This window comes from Ensifer sp. ENS06 (genome assembly GCF_014852205.1).
GTDB classification, from domain to species: domain Bacteria; phylum Pseudomonadota; class Alphaproteobacteria; order Rhizobiales; family Rhizobiaceae; genus Ensifer; species Ensifer adhaerens.
In genome coordinates this window covers 33,100-49,948 of sequence record NZ_JACVBC010000015.1, presented here as the reverse complement: position 1 = coordinate 49,948, position 16,849 = coordinate 33,100, and the positions used below count along the sequence as shown (strand labels likewise).

Annotated in this window: 12 protein-coding genes; 7 read left to right on the top strand and 5 right to left on the bottom strand. The window is 63.7% G+C overall.

Going from position 1 to position 16,849, the window contains the following annotated elements:
- The first annotated feature begins 143 nt into the window (after positions 1-143).
- Together IB279_RS31355 and IB279_RS31350 are read left to right on the top strand one after the other, a co-directional pair.
- Positions 144-578 carry an Lrp/AsnC family transcriptional regulator gene (locus IB279_RS31355; RefSeq protein WP_192340498.1) on the top strand — a complete coding sequence of 145 codons (435 nt, stop codon included), beginning with the start codon at positions 144-146 and terminating at the stop codon, positions 576-578.
- Positions 579-689: 111 nt separating this feature from the next.
- The gene (locus tag IB279_RS31350) at positions 690-1,172 is read left to right on the top strand and encodes a VOC family protein (RefSeq protein ID WP_034802409.1); all 483 of its coding nucleotides are present in this window, start codon (positions 690-692) and stop codon (positions 1,170-1,172) included.
- A 66-nt stretch (positions 1,173-1,238) separates the two neighbouring features.
- Here the strand turns inward: IB279_RS31350 and IB279_RS31345 are convergent, their stop codons facing one another.
- A complete protein-coding gene (locus IB279_RS31345) occupies positions 1,239-2,027 on the bottom strand; it encodes an APH(3') family aminoglycoside O-phosphotransferase (RefSeq protein WP_234824602.1) in 789 nt (262 codons plus the stop codon).
- Between the two features lie 231 nt (positions 2,028-2,258).
- On the opposite strand from IB279_RS31345, the gene IB279_RS31340 reads away from it, so the two are divergent.
- Positions 2,259-2,753, top strand: a complete 495-nt coding sequence (locus IB279_RS31340) for a MerR family transcriptional regulator (protein WP_112772954.1) — start codon at positions 2,259-2,261, stop codon at positions 2,751-2,753.
- A 202-nt stretch (positions 2,754-2,955) separates the two neighbouring features.
- Here IB279_RS31340 and IB279_RS31335 read toward each other — a convergent pair whose 3' ends face one another.
- From IB279_RS31335 to IB279_RS31320, 4 genes are all read right to left on the bottom strand, one after another.
- The gene (locus IB279_RS31335; RefSeq protein WP_112772953.1) at positions 2,956-7,134 is read right to left on the bottom strand and encodes a translocation/assembly module TamB domain-containing protein; all 4,179 of its coding nucleotides are present in this window, start codon (positions 7,132-7,134) and stop codon (positions 2,956-2,958) included.
- 103 nt (positions 7,135-7,237) lie between these two features.
- A complete protein-coding gene (locus IB279_RS31330; RefSeq protein WP_082566522.1) occupies positions 7,238-9,151 on the bottom strand; it encodes an autotransporter assembly complex family protein in 1,914 nt (637 codons plus the stop codon).
- A gap of 257 nt (positions 9,152-9,408) precedes the next feature.
- Entirely contained in the window at positions 9,409-10,638 is a 1,230-nt protein-coding gene (locus tag IB279_RS31325; RefSeq protein ID WP_112772951.1) for an MFS transporter, read from the bottom strand.
- A 221-nt stretch (positions 10,639-10,859) separates the two neighbouring features.
- A complete protein-coding gene (locus tag IB279_RS31320; RefSeq protein WP_034802400.1) occupies positions 10,860-11,117 on the bottom strand; it encodes a glycine zipper domain-containing protein in 258 nt (85 codons plus the stop codon).
- Between the two features lie 430 nt (positions 11,118-11,547).
- Between IB279_RS31320 and IB279_RS31315 the strand changes: the two genes are divergently transcribed.
- The 4 genes from IB279_RS31315 to hemA all read left to right on the top strand — a co-directional run bounded on the left by IB279_RS31315 (position 11,548) and on the right by hemA (position 16,836).
- Positions 11,548-12,036, top strand: coding sequence for a (2Fe-2S)-binding protein (locus IB279_RS31315; protein WP_060582864.1), 489 nt, complete (start codon positions 11,548-11,550; stop codon positions 12,034-12,036).
- Between the two features lie 99 nt (positions 12,037-12,135).
- Entirely contained in the window at positions 12,136-14,481 is a 2,346-nt protein-coding gene (locus tag IB279_RS31310; protein ID WP_112772950.1) for a xanthine dehydrogenase family protein molybdopterin-binding subunit, read from the top strand.
- A gap of 15 nt (positions 14,482-14,496) precedes the next feature.
- The gene (locus IB279_RS31305) at positions 14,497-15,294 is read left to right on the top strand and encodes a xanthine dehydrogenase family protein subunit M (RefSeq protein ID WP_060582866.1); all 798 of its coding nucleotides are present in this window, start codon (positions 14,497-14,499) and stop codon (positions 15,292-15,294) included.
- Between the two features lie 327 nt (positions 15,295-15,621).
- On the top strand, positions 15,622-16,836 hold the full coding sequence (gene hemA, locus IB279_RS31300; RefSeq protein WP_192340496.1) for a 5-aminolevulinate synthase: 1,215 nt from the start codon (positions 15,622-15,624) through the stop codon (positions 16,834-16,836).
- Positions 16,837-16,849: the final 13 nt, after the last annotated feature.

Sequence of the window (16,849 nt, the reverse complement as noted above, 5' to 3'; positions counted from 1 at the left end):
CCTTTTCAAGATGATTCCCATGTGATCCCGTCCGGGATGTGTGGATTATGGCCAAAATGGGCGTCAGCAAAAAGATGGAAAACTGCCGATTAGTGAGCTAGTTTCGACAGATTGCTAAGTCCGATTTTACAAAGTGGCAGGCTATGGATGATCTCGACCAGGCGCTGATAAGCGCTCTGCGCCAGAATGCGCGCATTCCCGTTTCGACGCTATCGGAAATGACGGGCGTGTCGCGGGCGACGGTGGCGGCCCGTATCGACAGGCTGGTCGCCAATGGTACGATCGCCGCCTTCACCATCCGCACCGGTGCCGAAATCCCGGCCTCCGGGGTGCGCGCCGTGGTCATGATCGAGGTGCACGGCAAGATGGCCGATCGTGTCGCCGAGCAATTTCGCGGACTGCCTCAGGTGCGGGCGCTGCACAGCACCAATGGCCGCTGGGACTTCATCGCCGAGCTTCAGGACCGCGATCTCGTCTCTTTCGACGAAACGCTGCGGCGCATCCGCCTGATCGACGGCATCACCGTTACGGAGACGAATATCCTGTTGAAAACCAGTAAGATGAGCGGGGCGTTCTGAGCATTTCTGGCCGCCCGAAGCGGTGAGGAAATTGCCTCTCAGAGTCGAATTGTTCTTGCTTTGTTCTAGTACTTCGCTATGATGGCCGCCTCACCCAAGATGGAGGATGTCATGGTTGCCAATGGCGGCAGGCTTGCCGATCGGCAGATCTGTGTGAAGCTGTTCGTCAGGCATGGCGACGAGGATCGCGCCATCGCCTTCTATCGCGAAGCACTCGGCGCCGAACTGCTGCAAAGGCATGAATGGCCGAGCGGCATTCTGACGAGTGCGGATCTGAGGATCGGGGAATCGGTGTTCCGTATTGCCGGGGCCAATCCGCGCCGCGATGCGGAACCCAAGCTCGGCGGGCCGCGCTCGCCGCATGCGCTCGGCACCACGGCGGTGATCCTGGAACTGCATGTGCGCGACGTCGATCGCGTCATCGGCCGAGCGATCGGCGCAGGCGCAAGCCTTCGCAATGCGGCCGAAACCTTGTCGACGGGCGATCGCGTCGGCGCCTTCATCGACCCCTTCGGCCACATCTGGGCGTTGTTCAACGCTATGGAAGATGCCGACGTCGTCGATCTGAGCATCGAGGCCCGCAACGCCGCCTGAGGCGTTGCGGGCCTTTCGCTGCCCGGGCATGTGCTCTGGGTGGATTTTATGCCTGCTGCCTGACGATCAGAAGAACTCGTCGAGCAGGCAGTAGAAGTCACGTTTCTCCGAATCGTCCTTGTCGAGGCCATAGCGGGTCAGAAACGGCTGAACCCACTCCTCGCCGAGATTGTGGACGATGCTGCGGCAGGCAAGAGCGATGTCCTGGTAGGGGTCGGCGACGCCCAGCCGGCTGCAATCGATGAAGCCGGAAAACCGGCCGTTCTTCTCGATGATGTTCGGCAGGCAGGCGTCGCCATGGGTGACGACGAGTTCGCCGGGTTGGGGCTCGCGCGCCTGCAGTTCGGCAAAGAGATCCGCCGTCGTTCGGCCGAGCCGCGTCTCGTCAAAGTCGCTTTCGATCACGCCTGCCTGGGTGCGCGCCTTCGCGATGGCGATGCGCACTTCGATCCGGTGATCGAAGGGGCAGTTGGCGATATCCAGCGCATGCAGTTGCTTCAGCGCGTCCGCGAGGATGACGATCTGGTCCTTGGGCGAGAGCGTCGTGGAGGCGAGGTCCGTTCCTTGCACTGCTTGCAGCAGCAGCCAGTTCGTCTCGGCGCCGAAGGCACGAGCGATCACCCGCGGGCAGGGCACGTCCTTTGATGCCAGCCAATCAAGCCGCGCCGCCTCGTCGACGAACTCGCTGAACGGGCCGGCTTCCTCGAGCTTCAGCACCAGCATGGGTCGATCGGGCGCCTTCAGAAGAAAGATGCTCGAGTCGGATTGCCCGAGCAGATCACGGTTCCACTGATAGCCAGCGACAAGAGGGCGGAATGGTTCGGGCAGTTCGGGACGCGGAAAAGAAGAGGGCAAGGCAATCACCTGAAAAAAGGAATGAAACAACGGGGCGCGCGGTCGCGCCTGGATGCCGATGTAGGTTTGGCAAAGTGGCATTTCCACGGAGCGGTCCCGCAAGTTTTGACGGCGCGTGCCGGTAAATCGCCTTTCACGGTGCGTCTTCGCCAAATCTCCATCAAAGCTTCGCAAAGCCCGCTCGGCTCGACCGCAAAGTCACCTTTTTAGAAGTGTTTCGAAGAGGTGCTCATGGGCGTGAACCACAATGAACTGCTGTCGGCGGCCGAATGCGCCGACCGTCTTGGCCTTACCATCCGCGCTCTCAAGGTCTATGAGGACCGCGGCCTGATCACGCCGCGGCGGACGGAGAAGAAGTGGCGGCTCTATGGTGCGGTCGAAATCGCGCGGCTGACCGAAATCCTGGCTTTGAGGCGGCTTGGCCTTAGCCTCACCCGGATTACCGAAATGCTCGCCGGTACTGCGCCGGCCCTCGGACAAACGCTAGCCGTCCAGCAATCGGCGTTCTTGGACCTGCGCGACCGTGTCGAACACAGCCTGTCCTTGATCGATGCGGCGCTCCAGAAGATCGAGCGCGGCGATGCCCTGTCGATCGACGAACTCCTCATGCTCGCCCGAAAAACCGAGATGACCGGCCTGTCGCCTGACGCCGTCGCATGGAACCGCTACGAGCTGACGCGCCCACGCCGCGAGGTCTCCTTCGTCCCCGAGAATGGCTGGGCCTGAAACAGGCGCAAGAAGGGCAGCGCGCTCCGCGCCGATGACATGCGACCGATCACGGCTTCAGACGCCGCCGGTGCCTCCAAAAGACCATAGTGAGTTTGCTGTCGAGCGGGCAACACAGGGGCTCTGGAGCCGGTGGATCGCGATCGACCCACCGGCTTCCTTGTCATGCGGGCGGGACAGGCGTGTTTACGCCCGCCGCCGCTCAATATTCCTTTTCGAAGAAGACGCCGCCCGAGGCCGAACCGTCGCCGGCGGCCGAGCCCTTGAGCTTCACGCCCTTGCCGACATCGAGATTGATGACCGCCTTGCTGGAGGCGGAATCGGAACCCTGCTGCAGCTCGATATAGGTGCGGTCGTTGAGATACTTGCCGGCGCGCACGGACGCGCCGCCATTCTCGTCGGTGGTGACGTCGAGATCGTCGACGCCGAGCTTGTTGCGCAGGCCGTCGAGCAGCGAGGTCGAGCCGCCACCGGCGAGCTGGCTGACGGCGGAGGCGAGCTGGGCGATCTGGAAGGCCGAGAGGTTTGACAGCGATCGGTTGAAGATGAGCTGCGCCAGGATTTCGTCCTGCGGCAGGGCCGGGGAGGACGAGAAGGCGATCTGCGGATTGTTGGCGAGGCCCGCGACCGCGACGGTGATGGTGGTCGCGCCGACGCTGGAGGTCGCCTTGAGGTCGAGCGTCGGGATCAGGTCGCCGCCAAAGCCGATATTGCCGTCGGTGAAGGTCAGGCGTTTGCCGAGGATTTCGAGCCGTCCGCGGCGCATCTCAAAGCCGCCGGAAACAATTGGCTGCACGGCGGTGCCACGGATCGTCAGGTCGCCGCCAAGCTCCGCGTCGATGCCGCGGCCGCGCACGAAGATCTGGTGGGCGTTGACGCCGAGATCGAAGGCAATCACGCCGCTGGCATTGGCACCTGCGGCCGGCACTTCGTCCTTGCGCAGGTCCTTGACCATCTTCCGCACCTTGGGCGGCGCATTCTTGTGCTTGATGTCGATGGCCGAAAGCGACGTCGGCAACTTCTCCGGAATGGTGATCGATGCCTTGCGGATCGTCACCTTGCCGCCGAGCGTCGGGGTCGCGACCAGGGGACCGGTCAAGGTCATCTCGCCGGCAACGTTGGCGTTGAACAGGGTGCCATCGACGTAGGTCGCGTTGTTCAGCTTGATCGTCAGGTTGGCCGGGAAGCCGGAACCGGGTACGGTGCCGACGGTACCGCTGGCTTCGACCGAGCCGCCGGTCGCGAGATTGGCCGAGAGCCTGGAGATCGTCGCCTGCTTGCCATCGAGCGCGACATTGGCGGTCAGGTCGTTGAGCGCCAGGTTGCGACGCACGTCGACGAGGCGCCCGCCTGACGTGGTGATCGTGCCGGCGATCTGCGGCGCCTTCGCGGAACCGGAGATTGCCACATCGACATTTGCCTGGCCCGTCAGCGTGAAGCCTTTCTCCGCCATCAGGTTGGCGATGAGGGCGAAGGGGACGTTGCCACTGAACTTCATCGCGATCGGCATGTTGCCGCCGATGTCGACATTGCCGCCGCCCTTGAAGGAAAGTCCGCCGGCGCCCGAAAGCGTCGTATCGAGCGTCACTTTGTTGTTGGCAAACTTGCCGTCCGCCGTCACATCGAAGGCCGCAACGCCCGCGGTGCGGGCTGCCGCGAGCGAGGCGCCCGACCATTTGAGGTCGTAGGCGACGACCGGGGCAGACGCTGCGCCCTCGACATCGACGGTGCCGGCGATCGTGCCCTCGGCGCCGAGGTCCGGTGCGAAGGCGTTGACCAGTGCTGCGGGCAGGGCGTTGAGCTTCGCAGTGATGTCGAGCTTTTCGCCAGCCGTGCCGTTGACTGCGATCGTGCCTTTCGATGCCTGGATCGTCAGCGCGTTGAGACGGACGGTGCCGTTTTCGATGGCGATCACCGTCGGCTGCGCCAGTTTCAGGGCAATGCCCTTCGGCGTTGCGCCAAAGGATGCGAGGCGGATTTCCGTGCGGCCCTTGGCGCCCGCGAGGTCGCCCTTCACCGTCAGCGGTCCGCCGTCATATTTGCCGTCGATGGCAAAACCGGTGCGGCCGGCCTGTTGCTCGAAATCGACGGCAAGTCCGGAAACACGGTTTTCGTCCTGCGCCACCGTTTCGGCGCGGATGCTGCCCTTGATCGCCAGGGCCGCGAGGTCGGCGATGGTGATGTCGGCGGTCGGCCTGGAGATCGTCAGTGCGTCACGTTTGATGCCGCTGCCGCCGGCCTTGACGACGACGGAGGTGATGCCGTTTTGAGTCTTGATGGCCGCCGAGCCGTTGAGGTCGCCGGATGCTTTCTGCCCGGCCATGGCGGCCAAGAGGCCGATATCGGGCAGGTCGAAGCTGACCGTGCCGTCCGGCTTGAAATCGGGGGTGAAGCTGATTGCCCCGGTCAGCTTGTTCTCGCCGATCCTGGCTTCGAGCACCGGGATTGCGGTCTGGCCATCCTTCGAGACGACGTCGGCCTTGACGTCGATGGCCTGGCCGTCGAGTGCACCGGTCGCCGTCAGGCTTGCCTGCGGGCTCGAAGGGTTGGCCTTGGCGTCGGCCTTGACGTTGAGGTCGCTGAGCGTGCGTCCGGCCAGTGTCGCGCCGCTCGACGTCAACTCGGCCTTGATGCCGAGTTCCGAAAGCGGGCCGGTCACGGCGGCGGTAAAGTCGGCCTTGCCCTTGGCATCGGCAAGCAGCTTGCCGAGATCAGGCAGGGTACCCCTAAGGTCGGCCGTCAGGTTGCTCTGCGCGAGCGCAACGGTGCCGGCGGCCTCGATCGTGCCCGACTTGAGCTCGAGGCCCTCCACGGTGACGCCGCCGTCGGTTGCCGTCTTCACTTCGCCCGAGAGTGCGATCGTGCCATCGAATTTCGCGGCGGCCGCCGGCGGCAACGCGTCCGGAACGGCAAAGAGCTTGAAGGCCGCGGAAACCGTGTTCTCGTCGCGATAAAACGCGCCGGTGAGCGAACCGCCGATACCGGGGCTTTCGATCGTCACCGGGTTGAAGGCGATGTTTTCCTTCGTCACGGAGAGGATTGCGTCCACCTTCAGCGGCACCTGGACCAGGCGGGCAAGGTTGGGGTCGTTGAAGCCGGCTTCGCCCACCTCGATTGCCGCCTTCACCGGACCGGATTGCGCCTGGAGATTGAAGCCGTCGCTGCGTGCCGAAAGCTTGACTGCGCCGAGCGCCACGTCGGGCACCGCCAGGGAGGTGACGTCTGCGGTGAGATCGAGGATCGCGGCTTGCGCGTCGCCGATCAGCGAGAAATCGACGGCATTGATCCTGGCCTGCGCTTCACCCTTCTGCAGCGGCCAGCGGAAGTCGACAGGGCCGTTGGTGCCGGCAAGCCTGGCCTTGAGGTTGTTCTCGCCCTTGCTGTCGTAGGTACCGAAAGCGGCAAAGGAGAGCGCGCCCGTCGTCACATGAGCCTTGTCGACCTGAACCAGCCCCTGGTCGTTGAACGCGGCGGCGATGTCGAGACTGGTGTCACCCTCGAACATCGGGCGCAGCGCCGGCGGCATCAGCGAGCCGAAACCGCCGCCGCCGTTGACGGTCAGCCGGTGCATTCCGTCGGGCGTCTGGACGTGGCGACCGTCGAGCTTGAGAATTTCGCTGCCGTCGAGTGCGGCCGTGGCGCTGCCGGCCCAGTCGGAAAGCGGGCCTTCGCCGGTCAGCTTGATGTTGACTGCGGGCTCGTTGGGCAGGCGAAGCAGCTTTGCCAGCACGCCGTTGTTGGGCTCGTCCACGGTCGCCTCGAGCTTCAGCTCGTTGCCTGCCGGATTGAAGACGATATCGGCAACCGCGCGCGCCTCCGGCCGGTCGCGCTGGGCGGCCGCAAGCTGAAGGGCGATGCTCTCGTTGGTCGCGTTCACCTTGCCGCTGGCGGTCAGGAACTGGTCCTCGCCGGTGATCGCCTTGCCGATGATGATCTCCTTGAGATCGATCGCGTCGATCTTGACGTCCACGGGAAGCGCAAAGGTCGAGCGGACTTCCTTGGTCTCGGTGGAGGGGATCGGCAGGCGCTCGACGCGCACCGAGCCGGCCGAGAGCGCCGCGGCTTCGAAGCGGAAGGAGAGAAGGGCGGCGGGCGACCAGGTGAGATCGAGGTCGCGCACTTCGGCATAGACGCCCTCGCCATCGAACAGCGTGATGCTTCCGGCCGTGAACTTGCCGGTCAACAGCGCGCTCGGATCGGCGATCCGCACGATCTGGTCAGGGGTTGCCGCATACTTCTCGATTGCCCAGGCGACGAGCCTTGCGCCGGGTGTGGTAAAGCCCACGAAGGCGACGAGAAGAAGGGCAACGACCGCAATCACGCCAAGCACACGAAGGCCATAGCGCAGCGTCGCGCGAAGGAAGCGGACGACCTGATTCATGATCTACCCATAACGCAAGTTGCTCCCAAGCGGAATCGCCGCCGGCAGAAACTATCCGGCAATGGCGGCGATTTGCCGGTTCTGATGGAAGAAACGGCCCGGATCAGAAGGATTGGCCGATACCGGCATAGATGCCGTACTTGGTGCCGCCGGGATATTTGTTAAGCGGAACGGCAAAGTCGAGGCGGATCGGGCCGAAGGGCGTGGCGTAACGCAGGCCGATGCCGGCACCGGCGCGGATGTCGGAGAAGTCCGGCGTCGTCTTCGCAGACACCGTACCGGCGTCGATGAAAGGCACGACGCCGATGGTGTCGGTGATGGCGATGCGGGCTTCGAGCGAGGCATTGACATAGGAGCGTCCGCCGGTCTCCTCGTTGTCGGAATTGCGCGGGCCGATCTCCTGGTAGGAATAGCCGCGTACCGAGCCGCCACCGCCGAGATAGAAGCGGCGGTTGGCAGGAATGTCTTCGAGCCCGCTGCCGCCGACGAGCATGCCGGCGCCGATCTTGCCGGCAAGCACGAAGCGCTTCTCGTCGCCGAGCGCATGGTAACCGGATGCCGAGGCTTCGAAGGACGAGAAGAAGGTCTGCCCCTTGATTTCGTAGCTCGGCTTGGCGTTTATCATCGCCCGGTAGCCTTCGGTCGCGTTCAGCTTGTCGTTGCGGGTATCGCGCACATATTCGAGCGGGATCGCGGCCGTCAGATAGGAGTTCGAGCCGAAGGCGTCGTCGATATTGGCCCAGCTGAGCTCGCCGCCGCCTGAGACGGTGTCGGTGTCCGAGAGCTCGAAGGTGGCGCCGGCCGCTGCCGTCAGGATCTTGGCGCGGTAGGCGTCTGGGTCCTGGATGTTGGCCTTGACGCTCGCGGTAAAGGTGGAAGCCGGGCCGAAGGCACCGGGTTTGGCAAACAGGATGCCAACCGAATAGTCGAGCTTGTCCAGTTCCTTGGTCTCGCCGATGCGGTCGACCGATCCTTCGATGCGCAGCGATTCGGCGCGGCCGAAAAGGTTGCGGTGTCCCCAGTAGCCCGAAAGCCCGAGGCCGTCGGTGGTCGAGACCTGGGCGCCGAAGCCGAAATACTTGTGCTTGCCTTCGGACACCTCGATCTTCATCGGGAGAGATCCATCGGGCGAAAGCGCATTGGCCTCCTTGATGGTGACGCTCGAGAAGACGCCGAGCTGGCGCAGGCGCTCGGAGGCTTTGCGGATGTCCGCGGGCGAATAGGGACGGCCTTCGTTGAGGCGTGAGTAGTCGCGCACGAAACCCGGGTCGACGGTCTTCGTTCCGTCGACGCTGACTTCGCCGACTGGGGCAACCGGGCCGCCGCTGGCGCCGATGACGATGTCGACGGTCGAGTTGGCGTGGTTGGCGACAGCGCTGCGTTCGGTGAGCTTGGCCAGGGGGCGACCCTGCTCGCGCAGATCGTTCACGACCTTTTCGCCGGCCTTGATGATCAGGGTGGAATCGGCACGCGCGCCGGCGGGCAGGCCGTAATCAGCGGGACTGAAACCGGCCGCATCGCCTTCGAACTTGACGGAACCGACGTTGAAGACCGGGCCCGGCGTCACGGTCACGGTGACCGGAATCGGCTTGCCATCCGGGAAAGACGGATCCGGCGGCAGACTGTCGATATCCTGGCCGTTGATGCGGATCGCGATGGTGCCGCCGTAGCGGGCCTTTTCGTAGAGTGCGGCAAGCAGCCGGTCGCGGTCGTCGCGCGCCCGAATTGCCAAGCCAAGATCGCCGGAGACAGGCTTTTCCTGGCCCTGCACGAGCTGCGAGCTGTTTTCCAGCGCTTCCTTCAGTTCCTTGTCTTCGGTGCCGGCGTCGAAGGTGAGGGTATAGTTGACCGGGTCGATGACCGGCGCCTCTTCCTCGTCGCTCTCGAAAAACTTCATGCCGAAGAGCTTGAAGGCATAGGCCTTCTCGGCGGAAAGCGGGCCGAGCGCGCACGAAAAGGCAACAGCAAGCGAAGTCGCTGCCTTCCAGTACGCAATACTCGACCGTGGTGGGGACATTCGCTTCCGCATCCCGTCTTCAGGCGACCCAATACAAACTGCCTGCTTATGCGGCTGGGTCACTATCGCATGCCTAAGGTTTTCCATCTGTTAACGATGACGATCCGCTGCATCCACCCCTGATGCCGAATTTCGGTGCCGATTCCGTCGAAAAAGCGCGGAAATGTTGTCGGCGCAGCACAACCACCGCCGACAACCAGTAGGGCGCTGCGCCTTTTGGGAGATTTAAATGCCGCCTTGTCCGCTGTATCGAGCCGCTACGCCGCCTCGGGCAGCGCCCGCAATTGCGGTACGCCGGAAGCGATGATGACGAGGAACTGGATGAGGAAACCGACCGCTGCGACGGCAAGGCACGCCTCGACGCCGAAGCGTGTGGCGACGACGGCGCCGAGCGCTGCACCGATCGGCCGGGCGCCGAAGGTGGCGGTGGTGATGAAGGCCGATACGCGCCCGAGCATCGCATTGGGGGTGACGGCCTGCCGCAACGTGAGCGTGGCGATCGACCAGAGCACCGGGCCGGCGCCGAACAGGAAGAAGCTCAAACCGGCAAGGGCGCCTGAGGGAACCCAGATGGTCGAGAGCATCACGGCCGCAGCCGTCAACCCGCCGAGCGGGCCGAGGGCGATCATCAGGCCGAAGGGGATCCGGCGCGCAATGGCGGGGGCTGCGAAGGCGCCGATCATCATGCCGGCGCCATAGATGCCAAGCGTGATGCCGACGCCGGTCGCCGTCAGCCCGAGGGTCTGAATGGCATAGGCGACATAGACCGCCTGCAGCACGAACCAGGCCGTGTTGAAGACGATGGCGGTCACCAGAATGGGCCTGAGTAGCGGGTGGCCGCCCAGGAACCGGGCGCCTTCGGCGAGATCTTGAAGGAGGTTGCGCCTGGGAGCGGTCGGTTGCTGCTGGTCGCCAAGGCCGGCGAGCAGGACGACAGAGAGAAGGGACAGGGATGTGGCGGCGACATAGGCGAGCGATGCGCCGGTCCATGCGACGATCGCGCCGCCGATCGCCGGTCCGCCGGAATAGGCGAGACTGCGGGCGAGCTCCAGCCAGCGATTGGCGTCGGCGAGTTGGTGACGGGGCACGATCGCCGGCACCAGGGCTGGGGCGGCGACATTGTAGCAGACCGTGCCGATGGCGCCGACGAAGCCCATGACGGCGAGCAGCGGCAGCGACAGCAAGCCGGCGAGCATCAGCAACAGCGTGACAACCAGCGACAGCGCGCGCAGCATCTCCGAGGAAACCATCAGCCTGCGCCGCGATGCGCGGTCGGCAACGAGACCGGCGGGAATGGAGAGCAGAAGGAATGGCAGCGTCTGCGCCATCTGCAGCCATCCGGTTTCCGCAGGGCCTGCGGCGAGCAGAAGCACGGCGGCGAGCGGAGCGGCGGCCAGCGCCATCTGCTCGGAAAACTGTGCGAACAGGTTGGACCAGCCGATGCGCTTGAAGGCCGGTGGCAGGGTGTCGCGTGGTGGGTTTGGCATGGAAGAACCTCGATCATGAAACGTCGAGGTCAGCAGACGGGATTGCTTCGGCGGTTGCCACCCGATTTCGGCGCGTTCGTTGGCCGCTGCGCGTTGTGTGCGGCAGAGGATGCGGTTGCCGCAACGAAAAACCCCCTCAGGGCGGTCAGCCGTGAGGGGGAAACATCAAACCAGGCCGTCGGGCGGCTCAAGCTGCAGCCGACGGCAGGCTGCCTGTCGCCTTAGCGCGGGCAGGAGTCGATGTAGCGGCGGCCGTAGCGGTCGCGATAGTAGCACTGGCCGGGCTGCTCGGTGACGTTGCCGATGACTGCGCCGGAAACACCGCCGATTGCCGCGCCGACTGCAGCGCCACGGACGTCGCCGGTAACAGCGCCGCCGATGATCGCGCCGGAAACGGCACCGATGCCGGCGCCCTTTTCCGTCTGGGTGCAGCTTGCGACCGCCAGGGCGACCAGCACAAGTGCGATGGCTTTCTTCATGTTGTTCTCTCCGATGTCTACGGATCTCAAGCCTATCGCTCAGTCCGTCCCGTGGATGATGGCGAAGCCGGGAACATCCCGCTCCACCGGAACTTGCGGTTCGGAAAATACGCGGTCCCCATCGAAAGTCTACGGGAGCGCTGCGGTTTCTTCCTGCCGGCAAGATAATGATATCGTTCCTGAACGGGACATGAAGGCAGTTCCCTTCGGCACAACCGGCGTGGAAAAATTTTGTCGTTCGGCGGGCAGGGGCGGTTGCGGCATTCCAAAAAAAGACAAATGATACAAACAAGCCTGCGAAAATCCGGAGGAGCGGATCCGTGGGCGACGGGCATTGATATCAGTTGGCGCGTACCCTAGTCGCGTGAACCATCTCACCCGACTTTCCGGCCGCGCTCGTGTTGGCATTGACCGACCCCGGAGGAGCGAAATGGCGAAAGTAACAATGACGGTCAACGGCCGTCAGGTGAGCGGTCATTGCGACGACCGCACATTGCTGGTGCAATTCATACGCGAAAATCTCGGACTGACCGGCACCCATGTCGGCTGCGATACCTCGCAGTGCGGCGCCTGCGTCATCCATTTGGACGGAAAGTCGGTCAAGAGCTGTTCCATCCTCGCCGCGCAAGCCGCAGGCTCTACGATCACCACCATCGAAGGGCTGGCGGCTGATGGCGAGCTGCATCCGGTGCAGGCGGCCTTCAAGGCCAATCACGGCCTGCAATGCGGCTTCTGCACGCCCGGCATGGTAATGACGGCCGTCGACATGATCCGCAGGCATCAGGGTCAGCTGGACGAGGCGACGGTGCGCGCCGAGCTCGAAGGCAACATCTGTCGTTGCACCGGTTACCACAATATCGTGAAGGCGATCCTTGCCGCCGCCGCCGAGATGAGCGGCGCCCGCGTGGCCGCAGAATAGCGGCAGAACGGGGGCGGGATCTCGCCCCTGACGCATGTCACTCAGGACCGATGCATGGCCGTCGGGACTGTCGCTGGATATCTCGGGAGGAGATAGGCAATGGGCGTTGAAGGCATTGGCGCGCGCGTGGCGCGCAAGGAGGACAAGCGGTTCCTGACCGGCAAGGGCCGCTATACGGACGACATGTCCGTGCCGGGGATGAAATATGCGGTGTTCGTGCGCAGCCCGCATGCGCATGCGAAGATCCTCAAAGTCGACGGGTCGGCGGCGATCGGCATGCCAGGCGTGATCGGCGTGCTCGACGGCAAGCAGTTGCTCGCCGATGGTATCGGCAACCTGATCTGCGGCTGGATGATCCATTCCAAGGACGGATCGCCGATGAAGATGGGCGCCTGGCGGCCGCTCGCGCACGAGACCGTGCGATACGTCGGCGATGCTGTGGCGATCGTCGTTGCCGACAGCGTCGCCGAGGCGCGTGATGCTGCCGAAGCCGTCGTCGTCGAATACCAGGAGCTTCCCGTCGTGATCGACGCCTCAAAGGCGCTTGAGTCAGGACAGCCGCAGCTTCACCCGGAAGCGCCTGGTAACCTGATCTTCGACTGGCAGATCGGCGACGAAGCGGCGACCGACAAGGCGATCGGCGCTGCGGCGCATGTCACCGAAATCACCATCCACAACAACCGGCTTTCGCCCAACCCGATGGAGCCGCGTGCGGCGCTCGGCATCTACGACGCCGGAGACGACCACTATACCTGCTACACGACCAGCCAGAACCCGCATGTGGCGCGGCTGGTGATGAGCGCCTTCTATAATGTCGCGCCGGAAAACAAGCTGCGGGTGATCGCGCCCGATGTCGGCGGCGGCTTCGGCTCGAAGATCTACATCTATCCGGAGGAGATCGTCTGTCTCTGGGCGTCGAAACGCACCGGCGTGCCGGTCAAATGGACGTCGGACCGCACCGAAGCGTTCCTCACCGATGCGCATGGTCGCGACCATGTGTCGAAGGTGAAGATGGCCTTTGACGCCAACAATCGCATCATCGGGCTCAAGGTCGATACGATCGCCAATCTCGGCGCTTACATGTCGCTGTTCTCCTCGGCGGTGCCGACTTATCTCTATGCGACGCTGCTTTCCGGGCAGTACGACATCCCGGCGATCCATGCGAATGTGCGCACCGTCTATACCAACACCGCGCCCGTCGACGCCTATCGCGGTGCCGGGCGGCCGGAGGCGACCTATCTCTTGGAACGCACGATGGAGACGGCGGCCCGCGAACTCGGCGTCTCGCCTGCCGAATTGCGTCGGGTCAATTTCATCCGCTCCTTCCCGCACCAGACGCCTGTCATCATGAACTATGACGCCGGCGACTACGACGCTTCGCTCGAAGCGGCGATGAAGGCGGCCGACTGGAACGGCTTTGCCGGTCGCAAGGCGGAAGCCGCCGGTCGCGGCATGAAGCGCGGCATCGGCATGAGCTGTTACATCGAGGCCTGCGGCATCGCACCGTCGGCAGCGGTGGGTTCGCTCGGTGCTGGCGTCGGTCTTTGGGAATCGGCCGAAGTGCGGGTCAACGCCGTCGGTACGATCGAGGTCCTGACCGGCTCGCACAGCCATGGCCAGGGCCACGAGACGACCTTTGCCCAGCTTGTCGCCGACCGCTTCGGTGTGCCGATCGACAGCGTCAACATCGTGCATGGCGATACCGACAAGGTGCAGATGGGCATGGGCACCTACGGCTCGCGCTCCGGTGCTGTCGGCATGTCGGCCGTCGTCAAGGCGCTCGACAAGGTCGAAGCCAAGGCGAAGAAGATTGCCGCTCACCTGATGGAAGCGGACGAAAGCGACATCGTCATCGAAAACGGCGAACTGAAGGTCGCCGGCACCGACAAGACCGTGCCGTGGTTCCAGATGGCGCTTGCCGCCTACACCGCCCACAATCTGCCGGCCGGCATGGAGCCGGGGTTGAAGGAGGGGGCCTTCTACGACCCTGCCAACTTCACCTTTCCGGCCGGCTGCTACATCTGCGAGGTGGAGGTCGATCCGGAAACGGGCCGAACCAAGATCATCCAGTTTGTCGCGGCCGACGACTTCGGCAACATCATCAACCCGATGATCGTCGAGGGACAGGTGCATGGCGGTATTGCCCAGGGCATCGGCCAGGCGCTGCTCGAAGGCGTGCATTACGATGCCTCCGGCCAGCTTTTGACGGCGAGCTACATGGACTACGCCATGCCGCGCGCCGACGACCTGCCGTCGTTCCAGGTCTCGACCTCGAACACGCCCTGCCCGAACAATCCGCTGGGCATCAAGGGCTGCGGCGAGGCCGGCGCCATCGGCTCGCCACCGGCGCTGATCAACGCCATCACAGATGCCATCGGCAACAACGCGCTTACCATGCCGGCGACACCGCAGAAGGTGTGGGCGGCGGCGCACGCGGCCAAGTGAACGGGAGGACACCTCATGTACGAGACCCAATATCACCGGGCGTCCTCGGTTCAGGACGCCGTCAGCCGAATGGATGCGGCCGGCGAAGGCAAGTACGTCTCCGGTGGCATGACCCTCATTCCGACGATGAAGCAGCGGCTGGCGTCGCCGAGCGATCTGATCGACCTTCGGCACATCGCCGAGATGCAGGGCATCTCAGTCAACGGCCGATCCGTGCGGATCGGCGCGGCCACGACACATTATGAGGTCGCCTCGTCGGCGGCGCTCAAAGCTGTGTGTCCGGCGATCTGCAGCCTTGCCAGCCATATCGGCGATCCGCATGTGCGACACATGGGCACGATCGGCGGCTCCATCGCCAACAACGATCCGGCGGCGGATTATCCGGCAGCGATGCTCGGGCTCGGCGCGACGATCGTGACCAACCGGCGGGAGATCGCGGCCGACGATTTCTTCACCGGTCTGTTCGAAACGGCGCTGGAAGACAGCGAGATCGTCGTCGCGGTCAGCTTCGACGCCCCGGCAAAGGCCGCCTACCAGAAATTCGCCAACCCGGCCTCGCGCTACGCGATGACCGGTGTCTTCGTCGCCAAGCGCGACAATGGCGAGATCCGGGTCGCGGTCACGGGTGCGGGCGCAAATGGCGTTTTCCGTCAGGCGGAGATGGAGGCAGCCCTTGCTGCCAACTGGACGCCGGATGCGCTCGGCAATATTAGCGTCGATGCCTCGGAGCTGCTCTCCGACATTCACGCGGATGCGGCCTATCGCGCCAATCTGGTGAAGGTCATGGCCAAACGCGCCGTTGCGGCGGCATGACCAGCCTTCGCCGTCACACCAACATTGAAAAAGGACGGCTTCGGCCGTCCTTTTTTCATCCTTGCTTGACTTCGATCAAGCTTGACGTGATGAACATGCACTAAGGCTTTCTTTGGAATGTTTCAAAACTAGGGCTGTTCCCGTTGAAACGGTTTCAGTGAAAGCAGCGAAGATGCTCAGGCTCAAAAATGCTAGATCATCTCGGATGCACTCGCTGGAAAGGCAGCGCGTCAAGGGCCTTTTGCCGCAGTTGGCAGATGCCGGGCATTCCGAGGTTGACCCCAGGTCGCTTTGATTGAAGAAAGCGGCCGGGCACTGGAGAAAATGATGGATTTCGAGAATTTCTTTAAGAACGAGCTGGACGGGCTGCATCAGGAAGGCCGCTACCGGGTTTTCGCAGACCTCGCCCGTCATTGCGGCCAATTCCCGAAGGCCGCGCGCCATACGGCTGAAGGCGTTCAGGAAGTCACCGTCTGGTGTTCGAACGACTATCTCGGCATGGGCCAGCATTCTGTCGTCACCGAGGCGATGAAGCGCGCCATCGACGAATGCGGCGCCGGCGCCGGCGGCACCCGCAACATTTCCGGTACCAACCATTACCACGTCCTGCTTGAGCGCGAGCTCGCGGACCTGCATGGCAAGGAATCGGCACTGCTCTTTACTTCCGGCTACGTGTCCAACTGGGCCGCGCTCGGAACGCTCTGTTCCAAGATTCCCGGTGTTATCGTCTTCTCGGACGCCGGGAATCACGCTTCGATGATCGAGGGGATCCGTCACTCCAAGTGCGAACGCGTCATCTTCAAGCATAATTCGGTCGCTGACCTCGAGGCCAAGCTCGCTGCCGCCGATCCGCGTGCGCCGAAGCTCATTGCTTTCGAGTCCGTCTATTCGATGGATGGCGACATTGCGCCGATCAAGGAATTCTGCGACCTCGCCGACAAGTACGGCGCCATGACCTATCTCGACGAAGTGCATGCGGTCGGCATGTACGGTCCGCGTGGCGGCGGCATTGCCGAGCGCGAAGGCCTGATGCACCGCCTGACGGTGATCGAAGGCACGCTCGGCAAGGCTTTCGGTGTCATGGGCGGCTACATCACCGGCTCCGCCGCACTCTGCGACTTCATCCGCTCGTTTGCCTCCGGCTTCATCTTCACGACGGCGCTGCCGCCGACGCTTGCCGCCGGTGCGCTCGCCTCGATTCGCCACCTGAAGGAAAGCCAGGTCGAACGTTTCGCGCACCAGGAGCGTGTGCGTCGTCTGCGCTCGCTACTCGACCAGCGCGGCATTCCGCACATGCCGAACCCGAGCCATATCGTGCCGGTCATGGTTGGCGACGCTGCCAAGTGCAAGTGGATCTCGGATCTCCTGCTCGACAATTTCGGCGTCTACGTGCAGCCGATCAACTATCCGACGGTGCCGAAGAAGACCGAGCGCCTGCGCATCACCCCGACGCCGCTCCATTCGGATGCCGACATCGACCATCTCGTCGGCGCGCTGCATTCGCTGTGGTCGCGCTGTGCGCTGGCCCGCGCTGTCGCGTAAGGCCAATCTTGCC

Coding starts and splice junctions, on each gene's coding strand:
- IB279_RS31355 (WP_192340498.1), top strand. CDS start 144: ATGGATGATCTCGACCAGGCGCTGATAAGCGCTCTGCGCCAGAATGCG.
- IB279_RS31350 (WP_034802409.1), top strand. CDS start 690: ATGGTTGCCAATGGCGGCAGGCTTGCCGATCGGCAGATCTGTGTGAAG.
- IB279_RS31340 (WP_112772954.1), top strand. CDS start 2,259: ATGGGCGTGAACCACAATGAACTGCTGTCGGCGGCCGAATGCGCCGAC.
- IB279_RS31335 (WP_112772953.1), bottom strand. CDS start 7,134: ATGAATCAGGTCGTCCGCTTCCTTCGCGCGACGCTGCGCTATGGCCTT.
- IB279_RS31330 (WP_082566522.1), bottom strand. CDS start 9,151: ATGTCCCCACCACGGTCGAGTATTGCGTACTGGAAGGCAGCGACTTCG.
- IB279_RS31325 (WP_112772951.1), bottom strand. CDS start 10,638: ATGCCAAACCCACCACGCGACACCCTGCCACCGGCCTTCAAGCGCATC.
- IB279_RS31320 (WP_034802400.1), bottom strand. CDS start 11,117: ATGAAGAAAGCCATCGCACTTGTGCTGGTCGCCCTGGCGGTCGCAAGC.
- IB279_RS31315 (WP_060582864.1), top strand. CDS start 11,548: ATGGCGAAAGTAACAATGACGGTCAACGGCCGTCAGGTGAGCGGTCAT.
- IB279_RS31310 (WP_112772950.1), top strand. CDS start 12,136: ATGGGCGTTGAAGGCATTGGCGCGCGCGTGGCGCGCAAGGAGGACAAG.
- IB279_RS31305 (WP_060582866.1), top strand. CDS start 14,497: ATGTACGAGACCCAATATCACCGGGCGTCCTCGGTTCAGGACGCCGTC.
- hemA (WP_192340496.1), top strand. CDS start 15,622: ATGGATTTCGAGAATTTCTTTAAGAACGAGCTGGACGGGCTGCATCAG.